The 24,931-nt window shown below is 70.9% G+C and carries 23 protein-coding genes and 1 pseudogene; 11 read left to right on the top strand and 13 right to left on the bottom strand.

Annotation, left to right across the window (positions count from 1 at the left end; all coding sequences use genetic code 11):
- Positions 1 to 24 precede the first annotated feature (24 nt).
- Positions 25 to 252 carry a hypothetical protein gene (locus EDM04_RS06545; RefSeq protein WP_123620336.1) on the top strand — a complete coding sequence of 76 codons (228 nt, stop codon included), beginning with the start codon at positions 25 to 27 and terminating at the stop codon, positions 250 to 252.
- 36 nt (positions 253 to 288) lie between these two features.
- Here the strand turns inward: EDM04_RS06545 and surE are convergent, their stop codons facing one another.
- Both surE and carA read right to left on the bottom strand, forming a co-directional pair.
- Positions 289 to 1,206 (bottom strand): 5'/3'-nucleotidase SurE, encoded by a 918-nt coding sequence (surE, locus tag EDM04_RS06540; RefSeq protein ID WP_123620334.1) that lies wholly within the window; start codon positions 1,204 to 1,206, stop codon positions 289 to 291.
- 236 nt (positions 1,207 to 1,442) lie between these two features.
- Positions 1,443 to 2,504, bottom strand: a complete 1,062-nt coding sequence (carA, locus tag EDM04_RS06535) for a glutamine-hydrolyzing carbamoyl-phosphate synthase small subunit (RefSeq protein ID WP_123620333.1) — start codon at positions 2,502 to 2,504, stop codon at positions 1,443 to 1,445.
- Positions 2,505 to 2,600: 96 nt separating this feature from the next.
- On the opposite strand from carA, the gene EDM04_RS06530 reads away from it, so the two are divergent.
- The gene (locus tag EDM04_RS06530) at positions 2,601 to 3,014 is read left to right on the top strand and encodes an Lrp/AsnC family transcriptional regulator (protein ID WP_123620332.1); all 414 of its coding nucleotides are present in this window, start codon (positions 2,601 to 2,603) and stop codon (positions 3,012 to 3,014) included.
- Between the two features lie 559 nt (positions 3,015 to 3,573).
- On the opposite strand, the gene EDM04_RS06525 is transcribed toward EDM04_RS06530, so the two are convergent.
- From EDM04_RS06525 to EDM04_RS06505, 5 genes are all read right to left on the bottom strand, one after another.
- On the bottom strand, positions 3,574 to 4,152 hold the full coding sequence (locus tag EDM04_RS06525) for a hypothetical protein (protein WP_241154858.1): 579 nt from the start codon (positions 4,150 to 4,152) through the stop codon (positions 3,574 to 3,576).
- Positions 4,145 to 4,732 carry a nucleotidyltransferase domain-containing protein gene (locus EDM04_RS06520; RefSeq protein WP_123620331.1) on the bottom strand — a complete coding sequence of 196 codons (588 nt, stop codon included), beginning with the start codon at positions 4,730 to 4,732 and terminating at the stop codon, positions 4,145 to 4,147. The genes EDM04_RS06525 and EDM04_RS06520 overlap by 8 nt, the downstream gene beginning before the upstream one ends.
- Before the next feature lie 252 nt (positions 4,733 to 4,984).
- Positions 4,985 to 6,247 carry an isocitrate dehydrogenase (NADP(+)) gene (icd, locus tag EDM04_RS06515; protein ID WP_123620330.1) on the bottom strand — a complete coding sequence of 421 codons (1,263 nt, stop codon included), beginning with the start codon at positions 6,245 to 6,247 and terminating at the stop codon, positions 4,985 to 4,987.
- 124 nt (positions 6,248 to 6,371) lie between these two features.
- Positions 6,372 to 7,310 (bottom strand): glycosyltransferase, encoded by a 939-nt coding sequence (locus EDM04_RS06510; protein ID WP_123620329.1) that lies wholly within the window; start codon positions 7,308 to 7,310, stop codon positions 6,372 to 6,374.
- A gap of 74 nt (positions 7,311 to 7,384) precedes the next feature.
- Positions 7,385 to 8,956 carry an HTTM domain-containing protein gene (locus EDM04_RS06505; RefSeq protein WP_123620328.1) on the bottom strand — a complete coding sequence of 524 codons (1,572 nt, stop codon included), beginning with the start codon at positions 8,954 to 8,956 and terminating at the stop codon, positions 7,385 to 7,387.
- 110 nt (positions 8,957 to 9,066) lie between these two features.
- On the opposite strand from EDM04_RS06505, the gene EDM04_RS06500 reads away from it, so the two are divergent.
- From EDM04_RS06500 to EDM04_RS06460, 9 genes are all read left to right on the top strand, one after another.
- Positions 9,067 to 10,002, top strand: coding sequence for an isoaspartyl peptidase/L-asparaginase (locus EDM04_RS06500; RefSeq protein WP_123620327.1), 936 nt, complete (start codon positions 9,067 to 9,069; stop codon positions 10,000 to 10,002).
- A gap of 438 nt (positions 10,003 to 10,440) precedes the next feature.
- Positions 10,441 to 11,481, top strand: coding sequence for a 2-phospho-L-lactate transferase (gene cofD, locus EDM04_RS06495; protein WP_123620326.1), 1,041 nt, complete (start codon positions 10,441 to 10,443; stop codon positions 11,479 to 11,481).
- Complete coding sequence (locus EDM04_RS06490) at positions 11,478 to 12,308, top strand: tRNA-dihydrouridine synthase (protein WP_123620325.1); 831 nt, start codon at positions 11,478 to 11,480, stop codon at positions 12,306 to 12,308. Before cofD ends, EDM04_RS06490 begins: the two co-directional genes overlap by 4 nt.
- A complete protein-coding gene (locus EDM04_RS06485) occupies positions 12,305 to 13,297 on the top strand; it encodes a triphosphoribosyl-dephospho-CoA synthase (RefSeq protein ID WP_123620324.1) in 993 nt (330 codons plus the stop codon). The genes EDM04_RS06490 and EDM04_RS06485 overlap by 4 nt, the downstream gene beginning before the upstream one ends.
- Complete coding sequence (locus EDM04_RS06480; protein ID WP_123620323.1) at positions 13,294 to 13,935, top strand: DUF447 domain-containing protein; 642 nt, start codon at positions 13,294 to 13,296, stop codon at positions 13,933 to 13,935. Before EDM04_RS06485 ends, EDM04_RS06480 begins: the two co-directional genes overlap by 4 nt.
- Positions 13,936 to 14,021: 86 nt before the next feature.
- On the top strand, positions 14,022 to 14,216 hold the full coding sequence (locus EDM04_RS06475) for a 30S ribosomal protein S17e (protein ID WP_123620322.1): 195 nt from the start codon (positions 14,022 to 14,024) through the stop codon (positions 14,214 to 14,216).
- A 120-nt stretch (positions 14,217 to 14,336) separates the two neighbouring features.
- On the top strand, positions 14,337 to 15,572 hold the full coding sequence (locus EDM04_RS06470) for a tripartite tricarboxylate transporter permease (RefSeq protein ID WP_123620321.1): 1,236 nt from the start codon (positions 14,337 to 14,339) through the stop codon (positions 15,570 to 15,572).
- An 84-nt stretch (positions 15,573 to 15,656) separates the two neighbouring features.
- Complete coding sequence (locus EDM04_RS06465) at positions 15,657 to 15,836, top strand: HVO_2753 family zinc finger protein (protein ID WP_004047107.1); 180 nt, start codon at positions 15,657 to 15,659, stop codon at positions 15,834 to 15,836.
- 2 nt (positions 15,837 to 15,838) lie between these two features.
- Positions 15,839 to 16,105: an elongation factor 1-beta gene (locus EDM04_RS06460; protein WP_008007020.1), complete on the top strand. Its 267-nt coding sequence runs from the start codon at positions 15,839 to 15,841 to the stop codon at positions 16,103 to 16,105.
- Positions 16,106 to 16,201: 96 nt separating this feature from the next.
- On the opposite strand, the gene EDM04_RS06455 is transcribed toward EDM04_RS06460, so the two are convergent.
- The 6 genes and pseudogenes from EDM04_RS06455 to EDM04_RS19030 all read right to left on the bottom strand — a co-directional run bounded on the left by EDM04_RS06455 (position 16,202) and on the right by EDM04_RS19030 (position 24,866).
- A complete protein-coding gene (locus EDM04_RS06455) occupies positions 16,202 to 16,597 on the bottom strand; it encodes a co-chaperone YbbN (RefSeq protein WP_123620320.1) in 396 nt (131 codons plus the stop codon).
- 60 nt (positions 16,598 to 16,657) lie between these two features.
- Positions 16,658 to 20,293 (bottom strand): UvrD-helicase domain-containing protein, encoded by a 3,636-nt coding sequence (locus tag EDM04_RS06450; RefSeq protein ID WP_123620319.1) that lies wholly within the window; start codon positions 20,291 to 20,293, stop codon positions 16,658 to 16,660.
- Positions 20,290 to 21,570, bottom strand: coding sequence for a hypothetical protein (locus tag EDM04_RS06445; RefSeq protein ID WP_123620318.1), 1,281 nt, complete (start codon positions 21,568 to 21,570; stop codon positions 20,290 to 20,292). Before EDM04_RS06445 ends, EDM04_RS06450 begins: the two co-directional genes overlap by 4 nt.
- The gene (locus EDM04_RS06440) at positions 21,567 to 22,403 is read right to left on the bottom strand and encodes a hypothetical protein (protein WP_123620317.1); all 837 of its coding nucleotides are present in this window, start codon (positions 22,401 to 22,403) and stop codon (positions 21,567 to 21,569) included. The genes EDM04_RS06445 and EDM04_RS06440 overlap by 4 nt, the downstream gene beginning before the upstream one ends.
- Before the next feature lie 512 nt (positions 22,404 to 22,915).
- Complete coding sequence (locus EDM04_RS06435) at positions 22,916 to 23,326, bottom strand: DoxX family protein (protein WP_123620877.1); 411 nt, start codon at positions 23,324 to 23,326, stop codon at positions 22,916 to 22,918.
- Between the two features lie 185 nt (positions 23,327 to 23,511).
- Positions 23,512 to 24,866, bottom strand: a pseudogene (locus EDM04_RS19030) (amidohydrolase family protein).
- Between the last annotated feature and the right edge of the window lie 65 nt (positions 24,867 to 24,931).

Below are 24,931 nucleotides of genomic sequence, written 5' to 3'. Positions count from 1 at the left end.
GGAGGGATCTGCGTGGTAGGCCCCATGTCGGACGCGGAGCGCGACGCCGGGAACCGGCGGATAAAGGCCGTCATCCTCCTCATCGTGGCGGTGTCGCCGCCGCTCATCGCGCTCCAGTTCGACCCCTCGACGATCGAACTGCTCGCCGCGCTCGGCGTCGGCGTCGCGCTGGGGCTGGTCGTCGTGTGGTACCTCGGACGGTTGGGCAGAGAGTTCACCGAGGGATCGCGTCGGCCGGGACGGCGGCGCTGAGGTCGCGGCGGCGGCGCCGAGGAGGATTTTCGTCCGTCAGTCCTGTTCGACCCGCGAGGCCGCCGACTCGGGCGCCGACCGGCCCTCGACGACCTCGCCGGTGCGGTCGCCCGCGATCGATCGCGACGACGACAGCGGCGAGATACTCACCTCGCCCTCGACGGCCGCGAGCCGGTCGGAACCCGGGTCGTCGGCGACGTCGCCGCGGAGGAACTCCCGCCAGAAGCGGTCGCGGAGCTCCATCCCCATCTCCCCGCGACGTTCGTTGAACTTCCAGTCCTCGGGGACGTTCTCCTCGTCCGGACCCTCCTCGCCCGGCCGGAACTCGATCACGTCGAAGCCGCGCGCGGGCTCGGTTAACCGGTAGGTCGGGTCGTCGGCCGCCTCGTCGTCGGCCGCCGGAACGTTGACGTTCAGCACGTCGGCGCCGAACGGGAGGCGCGGGCCGGCACCGTCGTCGTCGGCGCCCTTGTCCCCGATCTCAGCGCGGTCGAGCAGGTCCGCGACGACCTCGCCGGCGACCGCGAAGTCGCCGGTGTCGAGCGTCGGCGAAACGGGGAGGTTGCCGCGGTCGTACAGCGACACCGCGATCGCCGGGGTGCCGAGGAACGACGCCTCCATCGCGGCGCCGACCGTGCCGGACTGCCCGAGGATGTGCGCGCCGATGTTCGGCCCGTGGTTACAGCCGGAGACGACCGCGTCGGGGTCGAGCCCGAGCGCGACTTCCGCGACGGCGACGCAGTCGGCGGGGGTCCCCTCGACCGCGTAGCCGAGGTCGGTCTCGGCGTACTCCACCGTCGTGTCCCACCACGAGCGCGCGCCGCCGACGCCGGACTGGTTGCTCTCGGGCGCGACCACCGTCACCTCGTAGTCGTCCGAGAGCGCGTCGTACAGCGCCCGGATCCCGACGGCGTCGACGCCGTCGTCGTTGGTGAGGAGGATCTCCGTCGTCATGGCCGTCACTGCGAGGGGGCGGGGGAAAACGTCGCCGGTCGCGGGCGGAGAGAGCCGACGGGCGAGGGCGGAGAGAGCCGACGGGCGAGGGCGGAGAGAGCCGACGGGCGAGGGCGGAAGAGAGTGAAAAGGACCGCGGGCGTCGGCCGGATGGTACTCGGGTGGTCAGCGAGAGGGCCCGGGGATCGGGAGGGGTCGTGCGCGGGAGGCGGAGCCGCAGGAAACCGAAGCCGGCGTCAGTCGGCCGCGACGTGCGGCGTCGAGTGCGCCAGCTCCAGCACCTCGTCGAAGAAGCCGAGCGAGTCGTGGGGGCCGGGGTTCGCCTCGGGGTGGTACTGGCGGGTGATGACGTCGAGCTCCTCGCTGTCGAGCCCCTCGACGGTGTCGTCGTTGACGTTCACCTGCGTCACCTCAAGCGGGCCGGTGTCGTCGACCGTGTAGCCGTGGTTCTGCGTGGTCATCACGACCTTGTCGGTGCGGAGGTCCTTCACGGGCTGGTTGACGCCGCGGTGACCGAACGCCATCTTCTCGGTCGAGCCGCCGAGCGCGCTCGTGATCACCTGCTGGCCGAGGCAGATGCCGGCCATCGGAAGGTCGCCGGCGACGGCGTCGACGACCTCCTGCGCGGCGACGAAGTTCTCCGGGTCGCCCGGGCCGTTCGAGACGAAGAGGACGTCGGGGTCCACGTCGGCCACGTCCTCGGGGGTCGCGTCGTACGGGAGGACGTGCACGTCCGCGCCGCGCTCGGTGAGCGAGGAGATGATCGAGCCCTTCGCGCCGCAGTCGAGCAAGGCAACGTCGGCGACGCCGTCGCCCTCGTGGACGGTCGGCTCGGTCACCGACACCTGCGCGCCGATGTCGACGTGGTCGCTCATCGGCTCGCACGCCTCCATCTCCTCGACCGCGTCCTCGGGGGTCGCGTCGGGGCCGGCGGCGATCCCGCAGGCCATCGCGCCCTCCTCGCGGACGGTGGTGACGATCTCGCGGGTGTCGACGTGGTCGACGGCGGGCACGTCCTCGTCGGCGAGCCACTCGGCGACGTCGTCGGTCAGCTCGCGGGCGATCGCCGCGCGGGGCTGGACCGAGTCGGACTCGAACCGCTCGCTTCGGACGCCGTAGTTCCCGATCAGGGGGTACGAGAAGGTGAGGATCTGTTCGGCGTAGGAGGGGTCGGTGAGCGACTCCTCGTAGCCGGTGTACGCGGTCGTGAACACCAGTTCGCCACGGGTGCGCCCCGGCGCACGAGCGCGCGCTTCGAGCACGCGTCCGTCGGCCAGCGCGATGTAGGCGTCCGACATTACGAGAAACGTACGCGCAAAGGGTAATAAATGCGTCGTTCGTAGCCTCGTTACGATATTCGTAACGAGTAAGTCACCGCGGCGAAAGGGTCGGGTATGGACGACCTCGATCGCCGGATCCTCTCGATACTGCGACGGGACGCGCGGACCCCTTACACGGAGATCGCGGACAGCGTGGGGACCTCCGAGGGGACCGTGCGCAACCGCGTCGACCGCATGACCGAAGAGGGGATCATCGAGCGGTTCACCGTCACGACCCGCACCGGCAACGTGAAGGCGATGATCGAGATATCGGTGGAGATGAACGTCGACACCGCCGCCGTCGGCGAGCGCATGGTCGACTGGGAGGAGGTGGACTTCGTCTGGCAGGTCTCCGGCGAGGACGACATCGTGCTCGTCGTCGACGCCGTCGACACGCGCGCGGTCAACGAGCTCATCTCGCAGGCGAGGGAGATGGACGAGGTCAAGTCGACGAAGACGCGGCTGATCCTCGACGAGCGGCTGGGGTAGGCGACGGCTGCTCATGAAAATGGGGCTCTGTTCAAATTCTAGCAATTGGCATTTCCATACCCTCGACTGCTCAGTACAGACACAGCGATAAGCGATTTCGGGAGTGAGTGTTGCAGATCATCGGTTCCGAGACTGTATTTAAACCGACCGCGAGCGACAGCGACGATCGCTTAGAAAGATCGGTGCGGTGGCGCGCGCCTGCGAGCGGCCGCCCTCGGCGGCCGCGAGACAGCGCCGCGCGAGGGAGTCGGCCGGCGCTTATAAGCGTCGGCCGACGAGGCTGGGGAGGTGTGAGGCTGCGGTGCTGTTGCGGACGGGCGGGACTCAAAGGGGCGTCGCGAGGCGGGCGCAGGCGACGCAAGCACCGCAGTAAAGGAGCGTTAGCGACTGAGCGAGGAGCGCAGCGAGCGTGCGCCCGCCTCGCGGCTGGGGCTTTGGAGGTCTTTACCGCAGCACCGTCGATCACGTATAAATGGCCGACAGCAACATCCCAATCCGACGTATAAACCACCACGCCACAAACGTGCGAGACCTACTCCCGATACCGATCAAGGAGCAGTCAGGCCCTCACGGTTGAATCGGTTTCGGGATCATGAAATAAACATCGTCGCAAGAGTTCTATGACATCCTCAGCCGCGGAGTATCTATCAGTCACCTCCGGCAGAGGCTCGTGTGACACCCGAGTCATGTCGACGAGATCTCGGTGAATGTCGTCGGCAAGCCGGTACATCGCTTCGGCCTGTTCCTTCGTCGCGATACCAAGCCTGTAGTAGGTCTTCGTTCGATTCCGGTTCCACAGCTCGGCAAGGTCCTCCCCAAACGCGTCGTCGTAGAGGCCAATCTCGGCACCACGCTGGTAGAGTCGTCGGTGGCTGCTGACGACCTCTGCTGCGGACATGGCCCCGTCGTGGATCAACCGGAACTGGATCGTGCGCTCGATGGCGACGAACGCCGACTCGATCACGACCGTGTAGTACCCTTGATCGAGGAGAGTCGATCCGACCTCCAACAGCCGGCAGGCACGGCGAAGTTGGACCAACTCCGCGTCGTCGACGTCCAATCCCTCCTCGATCGTTCCGGGGCTGCCCTCGAAGGTTCGCTCGGCCTCCTCCAATCGGTCTCGGATATCGTCATTCATCGGTGTACACCTCGGTCCGGAGCTCGGAGAGTTGGTCAGAGCCGACCAGCGTAATTCCGTCGTCGAACTGGGGGCGGAGTTGGTCACCAATTCGTCGGACGCTATCCGTCGATTCGACGAGCGGCTGGTACGTGTATCGGTTCCCCTCGAACCGTTGGTCTTCGAGGTCACTGACGACCGACTGAACACTCCGGCGACCTGCGGTTCTATCCTCGTCGACAATTACCAATACATCGATGTCGCTGGTCCTGTCCGCTTCCCCCCGTGCGACACTTCCGAACAGGACGACCCCGACTACCTCGTCCAACTCGTCCTGGAGTCGTTGCAAAAATGCCCGGACCGGTTGGTGAAACTCGTCCTGCGGGATCGAGAGAATCGGGTCCGGTTTTGTGAGCCGCTCTCGGTTGATCCGTACCTGCTGGGTCCGCCCGTCCCGTGCAGTCTCGATGACATCGAGATCGGAAAGTAGCCTAACCGCCTTTGAGATCGTTCCTTGATTTGCCCCTGTGAGGTTCGCGAGTTCGCTCATCGAGTACGTCGCATACGGTTGATCGATAAGCACGTCGAGAACGTCCTGCATCGCTTGGTATCGGAACACTCGATCCTCCGGAAACGGATATTTCAGCTCTATCGAGATCGACCCTTTCCTATTAGGCATACAATTCCTATTAGGAAACTATATAAAAACTCTGACGGTGGCTAGTCCAGATGAGATCCCAACAGGAAAATAATGAAAATCGTCGACGCTGACGCCGATGCGATTAACCGACGCTTACGCCGGCTCGTCGATATTCCCGGAAATCGGGGATTTCCGGGCGCTCGAAAAGCTCGCTTAGGCGAGCTTTTCGATGTTGTCGACGACGGCGTCGGCGAACTCGCTGGTGGCGAGTTTCTCGCCGCCGTCGATCTGGCGGTGGAGGTCGTAGGTGACCTGGCCCGAGGAGATGGTCTCTTCGACGGCGTCGCGGACGAGGTCGGCGGCGTCGGACCAGCCGAGGTAGTCGAGCATCTCGCGGCCCGAGAGGATCATCGCGGTGGGGTTGACCTTGTCCTCGCCGGCGTACTTGGGCGCGGAGCCGTGGACGGGTTCGGCGAGACAGCGGCCGTGGCCGCGGTTGATGCCGGGCGCGATGCCGAGCCCGCCGATCTGTGCGCCGGCGGCGTCCGAGAAGTAGTCGCCGTTGAGGTTCATCGTCGCGACCACGTCGTACTCGTCGGTGCGGGTGAGCACCTGCTGGAGCATGTTGTCGGCGATGCGGTCTTTCACGACGAGGGTGCCGTCGGGCCGCTCGCCGTCGTGCTCGTTCCAGAGCTGGTCTTCGGTGATGACGTCCTCGCCGTACTCTTGGTCGGCGAGCTCGTAGCCCCAGTCGCGGAACGCGCCCTCGGTGAACTTCATGATGTTGCCCTTGTGGACGAGCGTGACCGAGTCGCGGTCGTTGGCGAGCGCGTAGTCGATCGCCTCGCGGATGAGCCGTTTCGAGCCGAACTCGGAGATGGGCTTGACGCCGATGCCGACGGGCCCGTCGTGGATGATGTCGTCGATGCCCATGTCGTCTTCGACGAACTCGCGCACGTCTTCGACCTCGTCGGTGCCGGCCTCCCACTCGATGCCGGCGTAGACGTCCTCGGTGTTCTCCCGGAACGTGACCATGTCCATCGCTTCCGGGTTCTTCACCGGCGACGGCACGCCGTCGAGGTAGTAGGTCGGGCGGACGTTCGCGTACAGGTCGAGCGTCTTGCGCAACGCGACGTTCAGCGAGCGGAACCCGGCGCCGACGGGCGTCGTCAGCGGGCCCTTGATCGCGACGCGGTGGTTCCGAATGGCCGAGACCGTGTCCTCGGGGAGGTTCTCGTCGTACTTCTCGCGGGCGCTCGCCCCGGCGTAGACGCGCATCCACGCGATGGAGCGACCCGTCGCCTCCGCGGCCGCGTCCAGTACCTTCTGGGCGGCCGGTCCGACGTCGGTGCCGATCCCGTCGCCGTGGATGATCGGGATGATCGGGTTCTCGGGAACGTTCAGCTCGCCGGTCTCCTCGTCCGCCAGCGTGATGGCCTCACCGTCGTCGGGGACGTCGACCTTCTCGTAGCTCATGAACGTTCGTGCGTTGTCGGACCCGCGTAAAGTGCCTGCCGCTTTGCGTCTGAGCGCTCGAACCCCCGAAATCGGCGTGTTTTGCCGGACCTACGCGAGAACCATCCTCACCGGAAGCACGCCCTCACGCGGGGAGCACCTCCACGTCGAACAGCGACCGCCACCGGTAGCGCCGGCCGCCCCAGACGAACGTCCGCCGCGCCAGCGCGTACGCGAGGAAGACCGGCGAGGCGAGCACCGACGGCCCCGCGAGCAGGAACGTCGCCCGGCGGATCCCGAACCGGGCGTACACCGCGGCCGAGATCGCGGTGACGACCGCCACGCCGACCACCGGCGCGAACAGACACAGCGCGGCGACCGCGACCGCGAAGGCGACGTCGAACGCGGCCGCTCGGGGCGTGTGGAACCGCATGATACGGAAGAACCGGACGAACCGCTCCAGCGATCCCCGGAGCGACCCGCCGCACGGGACGGTCCGCGTCCGGTCCGCGGCGGTCACGTCGAGGTACTCGGTGAGCGTCCCGTCGTCGCTGACGGTCCGGCGGAGGTCCGCGAGGAACCCGTCCTGTCCGTTCCGGAGGTCGTCGCGCTCGAAGACGACCGCGCCGCCCCAGGCGATCCCGCCCGCGAACACCGCGGCCGTCCCGCCGATCGCGTACGCGGGCTCGAACAGCCGAGCGAGGGGGTCCGTCCCGACGAAGACGGGAATCTCCGTCGTCGGCCCTTGTCTCTCGTAGTCGGCCTCGAGCGTCGCGAGCCAGTCGTCCGGGTGCGCGAAGTCGTCGTCGGTCCAGGCGATCCGGTCGTTCGCGGCCGCCTCCATCCCCGCGGCGATGGCGTTCGCCTTCCCGGAGCAGCCCTCGGGCTCGCCCGCGAGGACGATCCGGACGCCGTCCGGCGTCGTCCCCCGGCGATCGGCGACCGGGTCGTCGGCCGCGTCGCAGATCACGAGCAGCTCGTCGCGCTCGCCGAGCTGTCCGGCCACCTCGTCGCAGGCGTCGGTCCAGCGCACGGTCGGGAGGAGGACGGAGGTCGGCGTGCGGTCCTGATCCGTGCTAGTCACGTCGTCCGTTTCGCGTGCGGGGTTGATAAGTGGTCAGTCGGCGTCCGGTCGCTCGATCTCCACACCGCTCTCCCTCACCGACACTCGCGCGTCCCGATCTCCCGGACTCGGACCTCGTCGCTCCCGGAGACGTCGACCTCGACCGACGAGACCGTCACCGACTCGATCTCCGCGCCCGAGAGACCCGCCGCCCGGTCACAGAGGTATGCGAGCGTCGCGTCGACGCGGTCCGGGTCGTCGGGCGGCAGCAGCGAGAAGTGTTTGCGCCAGCGGGCGGTGGGATAGCCTCGGGCGTCGGCCAGGGGGCGATCGGCCGCGACCGGGTCGCCGTACAGCGCGTCGATCCGGTCGCCGTCCGCGGTCGTCGCCGTCGCGAGCACGAGCGAATCGGTCGAGGGCGGCGAGGGCGCGAACATGTCCCAGTCGCTGTCGCCCGGGTCGGACACCGCCGCGACGGGGTCGGGCGCGGCGACGACGCCGAGTCCCACCGCGTTCCACGCGAGCGCCGAGACGAGGAGGACCGCGGCGACGGCGGCGAGGGCGCGGCCGCGGGTCGCTCCGGCGGGGACGATATCGGAGAGCGAGTCCCCGAATGACGACCCGGATCGCGGCGGCGCGGGGAGACCCTCGGCCGCCGACCGAACCTCGACCGCCGACCGAAACCGCTCGGTCGCGGGCGCGGCCAGCGACTCGATCCGGTCCCAGACGAACGGCGGGAAGAAGGGGAGCAACGCGGTCGCCGACGCGACCGAGAAGACGCCGATCTGCAGCGTGAGCGTCATCGAGAGGTGGGCGGCGACGAGGACGCCGGCGAGCGCGGCCCGGACCCGCCCGGCGCTCGCGACGAGCAGCGGCGAGGCGACGAGCAGCCCGAGCCAGCCGTACGCGGCGGCCGCGAGCAGCGCCGCGTTCTCGGGCACCAGCCCTCCGAGCGGGCCGTGGAGGTACGTGAGCCGGAAGACGGTCTCGACCGCCTCGCCCGCGGGCCACGCCTCGCCGCGGAGCTTCACGACCGCGTTCGAGACGTAGACCGCGATGACGACGGCCAACAGGAGCGCCGAGGCGGGGCCGGCGAACCGGGCGCGTTCGGTCGGCGGGTGCGCTCCCGGAGCGGCCCCCTGCCCCCGTCTCCGGACCGCGTCCACCGACCAGCGCGCGCCGATCGGACACAGCAGGCCGGCCCCGAGCAGCTGCCAGAGCAGCGTGTCGCCGGCGTTGAGCACGAACGGGTTCCGCGCCTGCAGCGACGCGAGCAGGACCAGCGAGACCGCGGCGGCGAGCCGGGTGCGGTAGCCGACCGCGAGAGCGATCGCGGCGAGACCGGCGACGATGAACAGCGGGCCGACGACCCACGCCTCGCCGGAGAGCGCGTGCAGCGAGAGGCGGGTCCCGAGGGCGTACGGCTCCGGGACCGCCGACCGGGGGAGCACCCCAGAATCGGTGTAGAAGGCCGTCAGGTTCCGGGCGCGCAGCGCGAGGTCGGCGAGGAGGACGGCGCCGAGCGCGATCCGGAACGCCGCGAGCGCGCGCACGTCGATCCCGATCCGGCGGCGGAGCGCGGCGCGGAGGCGGGCGGAGACCGGGGATCCGGGCGCGCCGACTTCGGATCCGGTGTCGTCGCTTGCGGCGTCTCGTCGTTCGGTCACGTGGTGACGACTCCCCGAGGAGCGGAAATAGGTCTTGCGGCGGCGGGAGGGAGACAGATCGGTCCACCCGCTTTCCGGGCGCTTATTGGAGCGCCGCGAGACTCCCGCGTATGCGCGTCATCGCTCACGGCGGCGCCGGCGGGCGTCCGGACGAGCCGGCTCTCAGACAGGCGACGCTCGACGAAGCGACCCGCCGCGGCGTCGACGCCGACACGCCCCTCGGCGCGGTCGAGGCGGCGCTCGGCGTCCTCGAGTCGGACCCGCGGTTCAACGCCGGCGTCGGCGGCGCGGTCCAGTCCGACGGCGTCGTCCGCACCGACGCCGGCGCGATGACCTCCGATCGAGAGATCGGCGCGGCCTGCTCGATGCCCGGCGTCGAGCGCGCGGCGAGCGTCGCCCGCGTCGTTCACTCGGAGACGCCGCACATCTTCGTCTCCGGGGAGCACGCGGTCGAGCTCGCGAGCGAGTTCGGGATCGAGACCGGCGTCGACCTGCTCACCGAGGAGGCGCGGGAGCGGTACGAGGCGGAGGACCCGCCGCGGGGCGGTCCCCGCGAGCACCTCGACTGGCTCGCGACGCGGTTCGGATCGGGCGACGATCGGGCGGGCGGGAGGTCGGAGGGCGGCGGGGAGGGAGACGGCGGGGAGGGGGACGACCGGAAGCGTGACGCCCCCGACCACGACACGGTCGGCGCGGTCGCGACCGACGGCGAGACGTTCGCCGCGGCGACCTCCACGGGCGGCCGCTCGTTCGCGCTCGCGGGGCGCGTCGGCGACGTGCCGCAGGTCGGGTCGGGATTCTTCTGTACCGAGGCCGGCGGCGCGAGCGCGACGGGCGCCGGCGAGGACATCGCGCGCGTCACGCTCTCGCGGCGGGCCGTGGGACATCTCGACGACGGGGTCGACGCGCAGGCCGCGGCCGAGCGAGCGATTAGCGAGTTCGACGCGATCACCGGATCGGGTGCGGGTGTGATCGTGCTCGGGGAGGACGGGGCCGGGAGCGCGTTCAACACGGACGGGATGCAGACGAGCATCGCTTATAAGTAATCGCTGTCGACAGGTCGACGCCGAACACCGCCGAAGCCCCAGCCGCTCACTTATAAGTGGTTGACTGCGGATCGACGCCGAACACCGCCGAAGCCCCAGCCGCGAAGCGGGCAGACGCTCGCTGCGGTCCTCACTCAGTCGCTATCGCTCCTTCGTTGCGGTCCTTACTCCCTCTGCCCGCTTCGCGGCTGCCCCTTCGAGTCCCGCCCCGCACAGCACCGCCCCGCACCTCACGCCTCCCCAGCCTCGTCGCTCACTTCGTTCGCGACTCCCTCGCGCGTGCACCTCGCGCCCGGTGGGCGCTCGGAGGCACGCGCCGACCGTGAAGATCGGTTGATCGTCGTCGATCCCTTATAAATAGATCCGTTACATCCACCCGGATCCGTCTCGTCGCCCTCGGAGGCGAGGATACAAATCCGCCGGTCGTCTTCTTCGGGTATGGTCACGTTCCTCGCCGGCGGCACGGGGACGCCGAAGCTCCTCGACGGGGCGACCCGCGTGTTCGAGCCCGCCGAGATCGCGGTCGTCGCGAACACGGGCGACGACGTCGAGCTCGGCGGCCACCTCGTCTGCCCCGACGTCGACACCGTGCTGTTCGCCGGCGGCGGCGTCCTCGACCGCGAGACGTGGTGGGGGATCGCGGAGGACACGACGGCGACTCACGAGGAGCTGCGCCGGCTCACCGAGGCGGCCGGACTCGAGACGGGCCCCCGCTACCTCGGCGACGCGGCGCAGACGGCGGGCCGCGAGATCGCGCGCTGGCGGCGCTTCTCGGGCGTGGGCGAGTTCATGGAAATCGGGGACCGCGACCGTGCGGTCCACGTCACGCGCACGAGCCTGCTCGACGAGGGCCAGACGCTCACCGAGGCGATCCGGGTCCTCGCGGACGCCTTCGACCTCGACGTCGACCTCCACCCGATGTCCGACGACCCGGTCGCGACGCTGATCCACACCGAGGCAGGCGAGACGGTCCACTTCCAGGAGTACTGGGTGGCGCGCCGGGGCGATCCCGCCGTCGCCGACGTGGAGTTCCGGGGCGCGGACGACGCGGAGCCCACCCCCGCCGTCGAGGAGGCTCTCGCCGACCCGGTCGTCATCGGCCCCTCCAACCCCGTGACGAGCGTCGGGCCGATGCTCGCGCTCCCGGGCGTCGAGGCGGCGCTGGAGGCTCCCCCCGTGGTCGCCGTCTCGCCGTTCGTCGGCGACGAGGTCTTCTCCGGGCCCGCCGCCGACCTGATGGAAGGCGTCGGCCGCGAGCCCTCGACCGCGGGCGTCGCAGACGCGTACCCGTTCGCGGACGCGTTCGTCCTCGACGACGGCGACCCGACCGAGCTGCCGGACCGACACGTCGAGCGCACCGACACCCGCATCGACGACGCGGACGACGCCGAGCGCGTTTCCCGGGCGTGCGAGCGCGCGCTGGCGGCGGTGACGGACGGGGAGACGGGACCGGAAGCGGACCCGGAGGTGGCGGAGTGACGGCGAGCGACGCCGAGTCCGCCCCGCCGTTCCTCGTCGCGGCCAGCCTCAGTGGCGCGTCCGACGCCGACTGGGCGCGGGCCGCGGCCCCGCACGTCGACGCCGCGGTCCTCGGGGGAATCGCGCTCGACCCGGCGAGTCGGGCCGCCGCGCGCGACCTCGTCGCCCGCGACCGCTCGGAGTTCCTCCCCGAGGACCCGCTCGCGTGGATCGCTCGCCAGCTAGACCGGCTCGCCGACGACTCGCTCCGACCCGGCGTCAACGTCCGGAGCGCGACCGTCGACCCGGTCCGCGAGGCAGCGGAGATCTGCGCCGAGCGCGGCGCGGTCTGCGAGGTGAACGCGCACTGCCGACAGCCCGAACTGCGCGCGGTCGGCTGCGGCGAGTCGCTCCTCCGGGACGCGGACCGGCTGGCCGAGTACGTCTCCGCCGCCGCCGAGACCGGCGCGACGACGAGCGTGAAGGTCCGCGCGGAGGTCCCCGACGTCGACCTCGTCGCCGTCGCGGACGCGGTCGCCGACGCTGGCGCCGACTGGCTCCACGTCGACGCGATGGACTCGGAGGCGGTCGTCCAGGAACTGACCGCCGGTCGGACGACCGGCGAGGCCGAGCGCCCCCGCGACGGCCTCACCGTGATCGCCAACAACGGCGTACGGGGCCGGGCGACCGTCGCGGAGTACGCCGCCTACGGCGCGGACGCCGTGAGCGTCGGCCGGCCAAGCGAGCGCCCGCCGGCCCTCTCCCGAGTCGCCGACGCGGTGGCTGTGTGGCGGAAGGGGCAGTTGCTCGCGGCGGGCGACGCGGACCCGCCGGAGGCACCGCCGTGAGACGGGACCCCGTCGACGACGCGACGCTCGCGCTCTTACTGGAGGTGGCCGGGACGCCGAAGCCCGGCAACGTCGACCGGCACCGCGACCTCGCCGACCTCCGGTTCGAGGCGTTCCTCGGCGGGGCGGTCGGCGCCCGCGAGGGGCTGGAACTGGCCGCGGACGGAGGAACGGGCGCGGACGGAGAAGCAGGCGCGGACGAAGCGGCGACGGTCGGCCGCGCCTTCGAGCGCGGCGTCGAGGGGATGGCGGCCCGGGCAGGGACGAACACCCAGTTCGGCTGCCTCCTGCTGCTCGTCCCGCTGGTGCGGGCGACGGTCGCGGGCGGGGGGACGGACGGCGATCTCACCCCCGCGGCCGTCGATCGGGTCGCCCGAGGGACGACCGTCGACGACGCGATCGCGTTCTACCGCGCGTTCGAGCACGTCGACGTCGCGGTCGCGGACCCGCCCGCGGACGCCGCCGACCTCGACGTGCGACGCGGGGGCGACGCGGCCCCCGCGCTCCGGGAACGGGACGCGACCTTGCGGGACGTGATGGCGCTCTCCGCGGATCCGCCCGAGTCCGACGGGGTCCCCGACCGCAACGCGCGGGAGTGGGTCGAGGGGTTCCCGCGGACGTTCCGCGCGGCCGAGTGGATCCGGAGCGACGAGGGGCCCCTGACCGACCGCGCGGCCCGGGCGTTTCTGGGGCTGCTCGCGGCCGAGCCCGACACGCTGATCGCGGCGAACCGCGGCCCGGAGACGGCCCGCGAGGCCAGCGAGCGGGCGGCCGCGCTGCTGGGCGGAGCGGATCCGGCTTCCGACGCGCTCGCCGGCGTCGAGGGGGCCGAGATCGACGCCGACGCGGTCCACGTCGCGGACCTCGACGCCGCGGAGGAGCTGGCGGTCGAGTTCGTCGACGAGGGGATCAACCCCGGGACGACCGCCGACCTCACCTGCGCGGCGCTGTACGTCGCCCTCCGGCGGGGTGCGGAGGTGGCGCCGTGAGCGACGACGGCGCCTCTTCCGCGCCTCCTGACTGGCCGGTCGCCCTCCGCGGGGTCACCGAGTCGGTCGTGACGACGCTCGGGCCGAACGACCGCTGGAACGTCGCGGCGCTCGGGCTTCACGCACCGGACGACCCGAGCGAGCCCGTCACCGCGCGGACGTACGGCCGAACTCGGACGTGGCGGAACTTCGCGGAGCGCGGCGGCGGCGTCGTCCAGTTCACGACCGACCCGCGGACGTTCGTCGACGCCGCGCTGACGATTCGCGAGGTCGACGATCCGGTGCTCCCGACCGCCGACGCGTGGGTCGAGGTGACAGTCGAGGAGATCCGGAGCGAGACCGAGGGCGACACGACGGTCCGGACGTGGGCGCTCGACCCGGTCGAGCGCGCGGTCGTGAGAGAGCGCGTTCCGACGATCAACCGCGGGTTCGGCGCGGTCGTCGACGCGACGGTGGCCGTCTCGCGGCTGGACGTTCCGGGGTTCGACACAGACGAACTCCTCGAACGCCTGCGGTACTTCGCGGACGTGGTCGAGCGGTGCGGCGGCCCGGCTGAGCGCGAGGCGTTCGCCGCGATCGACGAGGCGACCGGGTGGCGGGAGCGGGCGGGGGACAGCGGGGAGGAAGGAGGGGCGTGACCGAGAAATCGATCGACGCGAACGCGCCTGCGGCCCGCTCGCGGCGTAACGAACCCTTTTAGTTCGGGCCGGCGGTATCGCTCGGTATGGCCATCAAACCCAAGTACATCAAGCAGCTCGGGAACGTCCTGCTTGAGCGGTACCCGGACTCGTTCAACACGGACTTCGAGACGAACAAGGACAGCGTCACCGCGCTGACGACCGTCGAGTCGAAGGGCGTCCGCAACCGGATCGCCGGCTACGTCACCCAGAAGAAGGCGCAGGCGGCCCAGAAGGCGTAAGCGGGTTCGAGTTTCTGTCGGTTCGTTCTCCCACAATCGAGCCGCGGCTTCGTCGGTGTCGATGGCGACGAGCTCCCGCCTCCGCACGTTTATGCCGGAAGCCGCGGCCACCTCGTCGCGATGGACGCGCTCGTGCGGCCGGTCGTCGACCCGGGGTTCGCGGCGGCGGCGCTGGCGTTCCTGTGCGGGGGCGTCGCGCTCGGGACCGCGAGCGGGCTCGTCCCGGGGCTCCACGCCAACAACTTCGCGCTGCTTTTAGCCGGGTTCGCTCCCTCGGTCTCCGCCGACCCGCTGCTCGTCGGCGTCGCGATGCTCGGCGCGGGCGTGGTCCACTCCTTCCTCGACATCGTGCCCGCGCTCGCGCTCGGCGTCCCGGACGCCGCTACGGCGGTCGCCGCGCTGCCGGGTCACCGGCTCGTGGTGGCGGGACGCGGCCGCGAGGCGGTCCGGCTCTCCGCGGTCGGATCGGGGCTGGCGGTCGCGCTCGCGGTTCCGCTGGCGGTGCCGATCACGTGGGTCATGGTGCGCGGCTACCCCGTCGTCAGGGAGCACCTCCCGCTGCTCCTGGGCGGCGTCGTCGCCTTCCTCGTGCTCACCGAGTCGTCGAGGCGGGCCGCGCTCGGCGGGTTCGTCGCCTTCCTCGCGAGCGCCGCGCTCGGCCTCGCGACGCTCGACGTCGAACCCGTTGCGCCGCTCGACGCGGGCGGCGTCCTCGCGCCGCTTTTCGCCGGGCTGTTCGGCGCGCCGGTGCTCGTCGACGCGATGGGCGGCGGGGGCGTGCCGCCGCAGGCCGACGCGCGGATCGCGATGAGCCGACGCGGGCTCGGCGTCAGCGCGGGCGGCGGGTCGCTCGCCGGCGCGGTCGTCGGCTACGTGCCGGGCGTCTCCGCGGCGATCGCGGCGGTCGCGGCGCTGCCGGCGGTCCCGCGCGACGAGTCGGACCGCGGGTTCGTCGTCGCCACGAGCGGCGCGAACACGGCGAACACTATATTCGCGCTGTTCGCGCTCGTCGCGCTCGGAACGCCCAGAACGGGCGTGACCGTCGCGATCGACCGCGCCGAGGTCCCCTTCGCGCTCCCGATCCTGCTCGTCTCGGCCGCGACCGCCGCGGCCTGCGGGTTCGCGCTCGTGTTGGTCATCGGCGACGCGTACCTCCGCGTCGTCGGGAACGCGGACTACACGCGGCTGTCGATCGGCGTACTGGTGCTGCTCGCGGGGATCTCGTACGCCTTCGCGGGGACGTTCGGGATCGGCGTGTTCGCCGTCGCCGGGGCGTTAGGGCTCGTCCCGCCGCGGGTCGGCGCGCGCCGGGTCCACCTGATGGGTGTGCTGATCGGGCCGCTCATGCTCGGGTGAACCACGGTACCTCGTCGCAATCGGCGGCACGGAGAGCGAGGGCAAAGAACAACGGTTAAAAGTCGCGCGGTGGTGGTTCACTGTATGAGCGAGAGTGAAACGCAGGGCACCCGGCAGTGTGTCTCCTGTGGCATTCAGGTGGCCGGGATGAACGCCGCGCGGTTCTCCTGCCCCGACTGCGGCGAGACGATCCACCGGTGCGCCAAGTGCCGGAAGCAGAGCAACCTCTACGAGTGTCCCGACTGCGGCTTCCGAGGGCCCTGACCATGGGAGACGTCGCCGCCAAGATCAAGGTCATGCCGAACAGCCCCGACGTGGACCTCGACGACCTGCAGGACCGGCTCGAGGAGTCGCTCCCGCAGGGCGCGAAGATCCGCGGCTTCCAGCGCGACGACGTCGCGTTCGGACTCGTCGCCCTCCTGCCCACCGTCATCGTCCCCGACGGCGCGGGCGGCACCGAGGCCGTCGAGGAAGCGTTCAACGAGGTCGACGGCGTCGAGTCCGTCGCCGTCGAGAACGTCGGTCGCCTCTAGGCGACTCCGTTCTCCCCGCAGACGACGCGACCACGGCTTTTTCGCGTCCGACCGTTCCCCGTTCGGAGAGTGCCAGCTGTGCGATCCGATCGGCCGTTACGCGAGGTGCTCCGTGATCCACGCGGCGAGGTCGTCGCCCGGGACGAACCCCTCCGCGCGCCGCGCGACGGGCTCGCCGTCGACGAACAGCACGAACAGCGGGACGCTCCGCACGTCGAACCGCTCGACGAGCGGCGGGTCGTCGCGGGGGTTCACGAGCGCGGCCGGGATGTCGAGCTCGCGGGCGACGTTGCCGAGGACGGGCTCCATGCTCGCGCAGATGCCGCAGCCGTCCGTGTAGAATTCGACGAGGGCGGCGTCCGCGTCGGCGACGAACGCGTCAAGCGCCTCCGCGTCGTCGAGGGACGTCGGTCGTCGGACCTCCGCGCCGGCGTTCCCTGCGGACGCGTCGTCAGCGGACTCGGTGTTCTCGGACTCAGTCTTGGGATTCATATACACTATTGTCGTCGGAGGGGGATAAAGCCTCGCGTCAGAGCCGCACCAGGGGCGATCTCACCGGTCGAGGAGCCGTCGCAGCCGCCGGTGAACGATGTCGGCCGGCCACGAGGCCGTCGTCGTCTCGCGTGCGACGCCGAACGTCTCGACGGTCCGGCGGACGGGCGCATCGCGCGCGCCGCGCTGGTCCGCGAGGAACGCGTACGCCGCGATCTGGAGCTCGTACCGCCGCCGCGTCTCGGGAGTCGGCTCGGCCAGGGCGATCTTCGCGTCGGTCACGAACCGCTCTCCGTTCGGGTACTCGACGACGAAGTCCGCCCGCCCGTGGATCTCGACCTCGAGGTCGCCGACCTCGGCCAGCCCGTCCAGCGGGCGTTCGACGCCGACCTCGGTCGCCGGGTCCGCGATCCGGTCCCAAAGGTCCGAGCCGAGGAAGTCGTCGAGAACGCTCCCGAAGAACGCGAACATCCCCTCGCGTTCGGTCTCGTCGACGGGTTCCGAGAGCGCGTTCACGGCGTCGTCGAAGGCGGCGCGCACCTCGGGGTCCGTCGTCCGGATCGCCCGCTCGCCGACGCCACGGGTGACCAGTTTCGTGAGCGCGTCGTGGAGACACGTCCCGACCTCCTCGGGACCGAGCCGGTCGAACCGCAGCGGGAGATCGTGGGCGACCTCGTTGGTGGTCGTGTGCAGCGGCTCGTTCAGGAGGTGGGCGAGCGCGTACCGGTCCGCGTCCTCCGTCAGCGGGTACATCGTGCTGGGACTCAGAAACCGGGGGACCCACGGGTCGAGTCGGTCGCGCCGCGTCGGGGAGGCGGCGACGCGACCGCGGCCGGTTTGAGCCGTCGTCGGCTCGTCGCGCCCCGCGAACAGGTCCACGTCGTTGACTCCGACCTCGATCGCGTCCCGGTTCGTGTCCCGGTTCCGGTCCGCGTCGAGCCGGAGTTCGTAGGACTCGGTGCCGTCGCGCGGGAACGCTAGCCCGTCGCGGAGCGCGTCGAGCCACCGGTCCCGGGGCCGGTCCTCTCCACCGGACGAGCGAGGGAGCGGAACGACGAGGTGGTCCCGGGCTCGCGTCAGCGCCACGTACAGCAGTCGCCACGCCTCGGCGCGTTCGTTTTCGGCCACGCGGCGGAGCCGCTCCGGGCCGACGAGCGCGTCGGAGTCGGCGGACCCCGGGGCGAAGTCGCCCGCGGCGTCCCGCCATCGAGCCGTCGCCCAGCGGAGCCCGACGTCGCGGCCCCAGCCGTCCCCGGCGCCGTACAGTCCCCCGTCGAACGGAGGGATAGCGATATCCTCGGGCACGTCCGTGTCCGTCGGCGGCGCGAGCCCCGCGATCTCTCCCTGCGCGACGAACCGACGGGTGTGGGGGCCGCGCGACCATATGTCGAACCCGGGGTCTGCGACGACGACCACGTCGTCCTGGTCTCCCTTGGCCCGGTGGACCGTGCGGAACTCGACGTCGTAGGCGGCCCCGGCCGCGCTCGGCTGTGACGGGCCGACTGCGGGGTCCTCCCGGAACGGCTCCGCGAGGTCGATCAGCTCCGCGGGCGAGAAGCGGTCGTCCCCCTCCCACTCGGAGACCGTCTCGACGAGCGCGTCCAGGTTGGCGACCCGCTGGTCCGGATCCGCGTCGGTGACGCACCCGCTCGGATCGGCCCGTAGCGCGAGCGCCTCGATGACGTCCTCGACGTACGCGCTCGCCGGGAGTCGGGCGAAGGCGTCGCACCGGTCGCGAAGCCGGACGAGCCCGCGGAGCGTCTCTCGCTGCGCGACCGAGAGGGAGTCCGGGTCGTCGTCGAGCACCCGGTCGAGGTCCCAGGACCGGGCCTCGAACGGGGTCGGATCGGAGGAGGCCGCGTCGAAGGGGGCGCTCAGCGGGGACTCGGTGAGGAGCTCGGCGGTGCGCTCCGGGGACCCGGGCGCGATCAGCCACTCGCAGACGGCGAGGACCGCCTCGACGGCGGGGGAGTCGAACAGCGCGTCGGTCGCGGTGCGGACGCGGAGCCCCTCGGCGGCGAACGCCGCCTCGTACTCGGGCATCCGCGTTCCGCGCCGGAACAGCACCGTGACGCCCAGCGGGTCGCCGTCGGCGTCGCGGAACGTCCCGTCGGCGAGCCCCCGCGAGACGAGGGTCGCGAGCACGCTCGCCTCCCCGCCCTCGCCGTCGGGATTCGCCCACGTCGCGGAGCCGGGGCGACCGACGCCGGCGAACGACGCGACGTGGACGGCGGGGGAATCGCCGCCGTCCTGATCGTCGTCCTTCACACCACTCTCGCCGCCGCCGCGGGCCGCGTCCAACCGCGCGTACGAGGCGTCGAGGTCGCCGATATCGCCGCGCGCCGGATCGTCGAATATGGGCTCGGCGATCGCGTTTGTCGCCGCGGCGACGTCGGGCACGCACCGGTAGGTGGTGGTCGCCGTCCGGTTCTCGTGGACCGCCCAGTCCACGCCGAGGTAGGTCCCCTCCGCCGTCGCCGCGACGAACCACCGCGGGTCGGCGTGGCGCCACAGGTAGATCCCCTGCAGGGGGTCGCCGCAGGCGAACACCCGCGCGTCGCTCGTCACGACGTGCGAGAGCGCGGCGTGCTGGACGGCGGAGACGTCCTGCGCCTCGTCGACGACCAGGCTCCGGATCCGCGAGCGGTACGTTCGGAGCAGCCGATCGCGGCGCGCGTCGTCGACCGAACGGAACGGTTCCGGCAGGTCAGACCGCGAGTCCGACTCCTCGAAGTACGCGTCCACGAGGTACGCGACGTCGGTGTGCGAGACCGCGCCGCGCTCGCGGACCGCCTCTCGGTAGCGGGCGCGGTACGCCGAGAGGACGGCGCAGAAGTCGTCGATGCGCGCGTCCCACGCGTCGTACAGCTCGCGGTCGGCGTCGAGCAGGCGCGCTCGGTCCGAGCCGGACACCGCCTCGCGGGCGCGGTCGGCGGCTCCTCCATCGCTCGCTTCCCCTCCCTCGACGAATAGTTCGACCGACCGCACGATATCGTCGAACGAGCCGGGTTTCCCGCCCGGATAGACCGAGTCGCGGGTCTTGGTTATCTCCGACCGAAATGCCTCGGTCGAGAGGCGCCGATCGCGGCAGTACGTCAGCGCGTCCGCGAGCATCTCGTCGACGCCCGCGTCGTACTCGCCCGCCGGATACGCGGCCTCGAGGTCGCGGAGCCGCCGGGCCTGTTCCGGGTCCTCGCGGAGCGACTCGTAGCAGTCGCGGTGGACCCGCTTTATCAGCGCGTCGTTCCCGACCGACGGCGTCTCGTCGAAGCCGACGTCGCCCGCGAACTCCCGGAACATCCCGCGCAGGAACCCGTCGACGGTGCCCGCGTAGGGAGCCTGTCGAACGCGCTGTTGGAGGTATCGGAGCTCCGCCTCGGAGACGTCGGCCGCGGCGGGGACGAGGTCGCCCTCGACGATCGCCCGCAGCCGGTCGCAGATCGCCGGCACGATCTCGGCCGCCTCGTCGCGGTTGAACGAGACCACCGCGACGTGCTGTTCGGGCGTCGGGTCGCCCGACGCGTATCGGCGGAGGAGGTCCTCGGCGGCGACGTGGTGGGCGACGACCGACTTGCCGGCCCCCGGAACGCAGTCGAGAGTGAACAGCCCGGCGTCGGCCGCGAAGTACGCGTCCCGGATCTCCCGCTGGGCGCCTCGCAGCCTGAGGGGCTCGGCGTCGCCGAGACCGTCACTCACGGTCCCTCCTCCGCGGCGGCGCCGCTTTCGGTACCGTCGCCGACGACCTCCCGCAGCGCCGGCGGGAGCTCCCGATCGGTCCCGACCAACCGCCGTCGAGACGCCTCGGAGACCCGCCGCGTCTCGACGTGGTCGAGCAGCGGGGAGCGGGCCACGTCGTCGCCGCCGGCGGTCCGCGTGTGGCGGGTGACGACGACGCAGTCCCCCGCCGCCCGGAGCGCGTCGACGAACTGGTCGCGGTCGCGACCGCCGACCCACGCCGGCCGCGGCGCGAGCGTCTCGGACCCTTCACCGCCCCGGAGGACCGCCTCCTGAAACTCCGGCGGCAACGCGGACCGCGTCGGCCGCGGCCACTCCTCGGCCGTCAGTCCGACGGCGATCACGTAGGGGACGTCGAGCGCCCAGACGTCGTTCGCCTCGAAGACGTCGAGCGCGCGGGCGTTCGAGTGCTCCCGGCGACCGGGGCGCTGCGTGGCGATCTCGCCGGCCAGATCGGCGGCGGCGTCCCACGAGCGCTCCAGCGTCCCCTCGTCGAGCCGGTCCGCGAACTTGCGGCGCAGCTGTCGGACGAGGGTGCGGACCCGCACGACCGCACGGGCGTCGGTCTCGGTGTCGAGCAGCGCCGGCGCGTCCGCGGCCTTCGTCTCCGGGAGCCCGCGGTCGGCGTATCCCTCGATCACCTCGCCGAGCAGCGAGGCGACCGACGCCGGCTCCGGCGCCGGGGAGTCCTCGAGCCACTGGGCGAACCGCCGGAACCGGTCGTCGACGCCCTCGGTCGCGTCGATCGCCTCGATCACTTCGATCCACTCCGGGATCGATCGCGAGCCGTCCGGGAGGGACTCTCGGACCCGGTGGATCGCCTCGGGCTCGATCGGCCACTCCGTCGGCTGCGTATCGGAGCCGGGGGGAGCCGCCGGCGACCACCGGATTTCGAGGGGACGGAGCAGCGCCTCGCGGTCTACGGCCTCTCCGGCCAGCGCCTCGCACACCGACTCGACGAGGGCGTACGGGCGGGTCCGGGTCACGCGGAGTTGGGTCCAGAACACGGGCGCGATCCCGTGCCGGAGCGCCGCCCGGAACAGCGGCTCCTCGTAGGGATCGAGGTCGCGGACCGCGACGGCGACGTCTCGGACCGGAACGTCCGCGTCTCGGAGCGCGGTCGCGACCGCCAGCGCGCTGCGCGCCTCGTCCCGGCGCGTCGGAGACGCGATCTCGATCACGGGGGCGTCGGGCGCCTCGATCGGCGCCGAGAGCGCGAGCCGGTCGGCCCCCGTCATTCGAACGCCTCCGTTCCGGGGTCGTCGACGGCGAGGAGGTCGGGGACCCGACGCCGGAGGTACTCGCCGGTCCCCTCTCGGAAGTGGACGTGGGCCGCGACGGGCGTGACGGCCAGCAGCGCGTTGAGGAGGTCGGTGTGCGGCGCGGACAGGCTGGAGAGCCCGAGGAGCGTGATCCGCTCGATCCCCGGATACGCTTCGTCCCATGCCGACCCGTTCGTCGCGGCGATCGCTCGCGTCGCCCGGCGCAGGAGCGCCGTCTCGGAGACCGCCTCCGCGGTTCGGTCCCGCAGCTCGCGTTCGATCGCGAGCGCGGCGTCGAGGAGCTCCGCCGCCCCCTCGTCGATCGGGCCGTCGAGCCCGCCGGCCGTCTCCGTCCACGCCGCGATCCGCTCCGAGTGGAAGTTGGTGATCGCCTCGACTTCGGTCCGGATCTGCTCGACGCGCCGCGGGTCCCGCGACGACGCCCCCGTCGGAAGGGGGAGGTCGGTGGAACGAGAGGGGTCCGTCGAGTCGTCGGCCGCCGCGGCGTCGAGTATCGACCGGATCAGCGCGAGGCGGTCGACGCGGTCCACGGCCGCGGTCGGTCGCCCCGCCGCCTCCAACGCGCGGAGACAGATCTCGACCGGGTCCGCGAAGCGGAAGGCGTCGCTCGGCAGCCGCGCCTCGCGGAGCCGGCGCTGGACGTTCCGCTGGTGGAGTTCGACCGGGGAGACGACGAGCTCGTTCGGGCGCGGGCGAGCGCGAGCCCGCTCGAACAGCCGCTCTTCGCCCCCGACGTGAAGCGTCAGTCGGTCCGGGATCTCGTCGTCGCGTGTGCGCGCTTCTTTCATTGATCGAAGTCGACGGTTCGTCGGTTCGGGCTCTATCACGTCCACCCCCGAACCGTTGTCGGTCGCGGACCCCGCCGATCACGGACTCCATCACCAACCTCAGTGATACAATATTTAACTGATCGTGAGCAGCAGCGGCGATCGCTTATAAATGAACAGGTCGGTGCGGTGGCGCGCGCCTTCGAGCGCCCACCGGGCGCGAGAAGCGCGTGCGAGGGAGTCAGTCGTCCGGAGCAACGCGGAGGACGACTGACGAGGCTGGGGAGGCGTGAGGCTGCGGTTACGGTGCGGTCGGGTGGGACTCAAAGGGGCAGCCGCGAGGGCGAAGACGGGCGACGCAAGGACCGCAAGGAGGGAGTGATAGCGACCGACCGAGGACCGCAGCGAGCCCATCGAGTCCTCGCGGCTGGGGCTTTGGAGGTGTTCGCCGTCGATCGACTGTCAGCCGCTTATAAGCGAGCGGCAGCGAGGCGCTACGCTCCTCTGGCAGCCGGCGACCAAGTCGCCGGCGACTACTCCTCGTTGTCGGCGGCGTCGAGAAGCGTGATCGCGCCGCCGAGCAGCGCGAGGTTCTTCAGGAAGTTGATCTTGTTGCCGTGGCGTTCCTTCCCCTCCATCGTCCAGAAGTCGTGGATCGCGGGGGTCGTCCCGAGGAAGAACGCGATCAGCGCGCCGGCCGAGGCACGCGGGAACTTCCAGAAGACGACGCCGAGGTTGGCGACGAACAACATTCCGGTGACGAACGGCACGAGCACGTCCGGCATGGGAACGCCCTTCGCTTCGGCGACCTCGACCCGTTTCTCGTTGTTCTTGAACCCGTCGAGCGCCATGTACGCGAGGACGCCGCCGTACAGCGCGCGGCCGATCGCGGACGGGGGGTCACCTGCCGATTTCGAGTCGCCGGTCGACTCGCCGTCGGTCACGCCGACACCACCCCGGTGCGTCCATCCGTCCGGCACGCGCCGACCTCGCTCCGGTACGAACCGCTTACCGTCCCGTTCAGAAGTGACATACAGCCGTACGTGCGCCCGAGGCGGCTAAAGTTTTACCGGCTCGTAAAACGCGTGTCGTCCGATTCGCCTGCGGATCGCGTCCCGGATCGGCGGGCCTACAGGTCGATCCCGGCCTCGTCGAGCAGGCGCCATCCCGATTCGACGAACCGGTCGAACTCCTCGCCGACCTTCGGGTTCGTCAGCTCGCCGTCGCGCTTGACGACCTCGCCGTCGACGAGCACGGTGTCGATGTGAGATGTGTCCGCCTGGAACACGACGGTCTGGACCGGGGAGTGCGAGGGTGCCGTCATGAAGTCGTTCGCGTCGAAGCAAACGAGGTCCGCGCGCTTTCCGGGGGTGATCGTCCCGATCTCGTCGTCCAGCCCGAGCGCCTTCGCGCCCTCGACGGTGGCCATCTCGAGGGTGTCGCGCGCGGAGATGCTCACCTCGGTGACCTCCTCGTCGCCCTCCAGGACCGCCTGGTTGTCGAACATGCGCTGGAGCTGCATCCCGATCCGCATCTGGCTGCCCATGTCGCCGCTGACGTTCGAGCAGACGTCGACGCCCCACGTCGGGCGCCCGCCCGCTTCGAGCACCTTCCCGGTGACGGGGATGCCGTGACCCATCTGCATCTCGACCTCCGGCGTCGACGAGAACGAGACGCCCTGCTCGACGGCGTGATCGATGTCCTCCTGCGAGAAGTGGTTGCCGTGGGCGACGTTGACGTCGGGACCGAGCATGTCCTCGATACAGCCGAACCCCTGGTAGTCGCCGCCGTACTCCGAGGAGGGCCACGCGCGGCGCCCATGTGGATGGTCGAGAGCGCCCCCAGATCGCGCGCCAGTTCCAAGTCCGCCCGGGCGGTCTCGTCGGTACAGAAGTCCGGCCCGCGGAGCCCGAGCGCCAGGCTGAGCAGGTCGTCGTCGCGGATCCGCTCCTCGTGGAGCTGGCGGATGTTCTCCTCGGGGAGACCCACGTCGCTCTCGTACCACCACTTCGCCGAGTCGTCGCCCGGCGGCCCGTAGGTGTACACCGCGCGCAGTCCGGCGTCTTTCAGCGCGTCGACGGCGCGTTCGCCGTGTTCGAGCGTGTTGGGGTACGACCAGTCCAGCGCGGTGGTCGTCCCCGTGTGGAGCTTCTCGAAGGCGCCGAAGAGGCCGCCGAGGTACATGTCCTCGGGCCGGTAGAGCCCGGTGATGTTGCCGAGCATGTGGTCGAAGTACTCGTTCATCAGCGACCAGTCCCCGGCGATGCCCCTGACCTGCGTCTGCGCGAGGTGGATGTGCGAGTCGACGAAGCCGGGAACGACGATCTGGTCGGCGGCGTCGATGACCTCCGCGTTCTCCGTCGAGAGCCCGTGCCCGACCTCGACGATCTCTCCGTCCTCGATCAGTACGTCCGCCTCGTCGAGGTCCCCGATATCCGGATCCAGCGTGACGACCGTCCCGTTCTGAATGATCTTTCGTGTCATGTGTGAGTGTACCGTTTGACCATGAGGGTAAAAGTTTACTGCTTGGTAAAGTACGGTGGGATCGC

Origin of the sequence: Halorubrum sp. CSM-61, from assembly GCF_003781945.1 — an archaeon.
Classification (GTDB): Archaea; Halobacteriota; Halobacteria; order Halobacteriales; family Haloferacaceae; genus Halorubrum.
Note: the sequence above shows the minus strand (reverse complement) of the source record. Positions and strands in the feature narration are given on the sequence as shown.

Bases quoted from the DNA above. Each gene is read 5' to 3' on its own strand.
- surE (WP_123620334.1), bottom strand. From the start codon at position 1,206: ATGACGACGGAGATCCTCCTCACCAACGACGACGGCGTCGACGCCGTC.
- EDM04_RS06440 (WP_123620317.1), bottom strand. From the start codon at position 22,403: ATGAAAGAAGCGCGCACACGCGACGACGAGATCCCGGACCGACTGACG.
- cofD (WP_123620326.1), top strand. From the start codon at position 10,441: ATGGTCACGTTCCTCGCCGGCGGCACGGGGACGCCGAAGCTCCTCGAC.
- EDM04_RS06460 (WP_008007020.1), top strand. From the start codon at position 15,839: ATGGGAGACGTCGCCGCCAAGATCAAGGTCATGCCGAACAGCCCCGAC.
- carA (WP_123620333.1), bottom strand. From the start codon at position 2,504: ATGTCGGACGCCTACATCGCGCTGGCCGACGGACGCGTGCTCGAAGCG.
- EDM04_RS06520 (WP_123620331.1), bottom strand. From the start codon at position 4,732: ATGCAGGACGTTCTCGACGTGCTTATCGATCAACCGTATGCGACGTAC.
- EDM04_RS06525 (WP_241154858.1), bottom strand. From the start codon at position 4,152: ATGAATGACGATATCCGAGACCGATTGGAGGAGGCCGAGCGAACCTTC.
- EDM04_RS06545 (WP_123620336.1), top strand. From the start codon at position 25: ATGTCGGACGCGGAGCGCGACGCCGGGAACCGGCGGATAAAGGCCGTC.
- EDM04_RS06455 (WP_123620320.1), bottom strand. From the start codon at position 16,597: ATGAATCCCAAGACTGAGTCCGAGAACACCGAGTCCGCTGACGACGCG.
- EDM04_RS06445 (WP_123620318.1), bottom strand. From the start codon at position 21,570: ATGACGGGGGCCGACCGGCTCGCGCTCTCGGCGCCGATCGAGGCGCCC.
- EDM04_RS06530 (WP_123620332.1), top strand. From the start codon at position 2,601: ATGGACGACCTCGATCGCCGGATCCTCTCGATACTGCGACGGGACGCG.
- EDM04_RS06470 (WP_123620321.1), top strand. From the start codon at position 14,337: ATGGACGCGCTCGTGCGGCCGGTCGTCGACCCGGGGTTCGCGGCGGCG.
- EDM04_RS06465 (WP_004047107.1), top strand. From the start codon at position 15,657: ATGAGCGAGAGTGAAACGCAGGGCACCCGGCAGTGTGTCTCCTGTGGC.
- EDM04_RS06500 (WP_123620327.1), top strand. From the start codon at position 9,067: ATGCGCGTCATCGCTCACGGCGGCGCCGGCGGGCGTCCGGACGAGCCG.
- EDM04_RS06475 (WP_123620322.1), top strand. From the start codon at position 14,022: ATGGCCATCAAACCCAAGTACATCAAGCAGCTCGGGAACGTCCTGCTT.
- icd (WP_123620330.1), bottom strand. From the start codon at position 6,247: ATGAGCTACGAGAAGGTCGACGTCCCCGACGACGGTGAGGCCATCACG.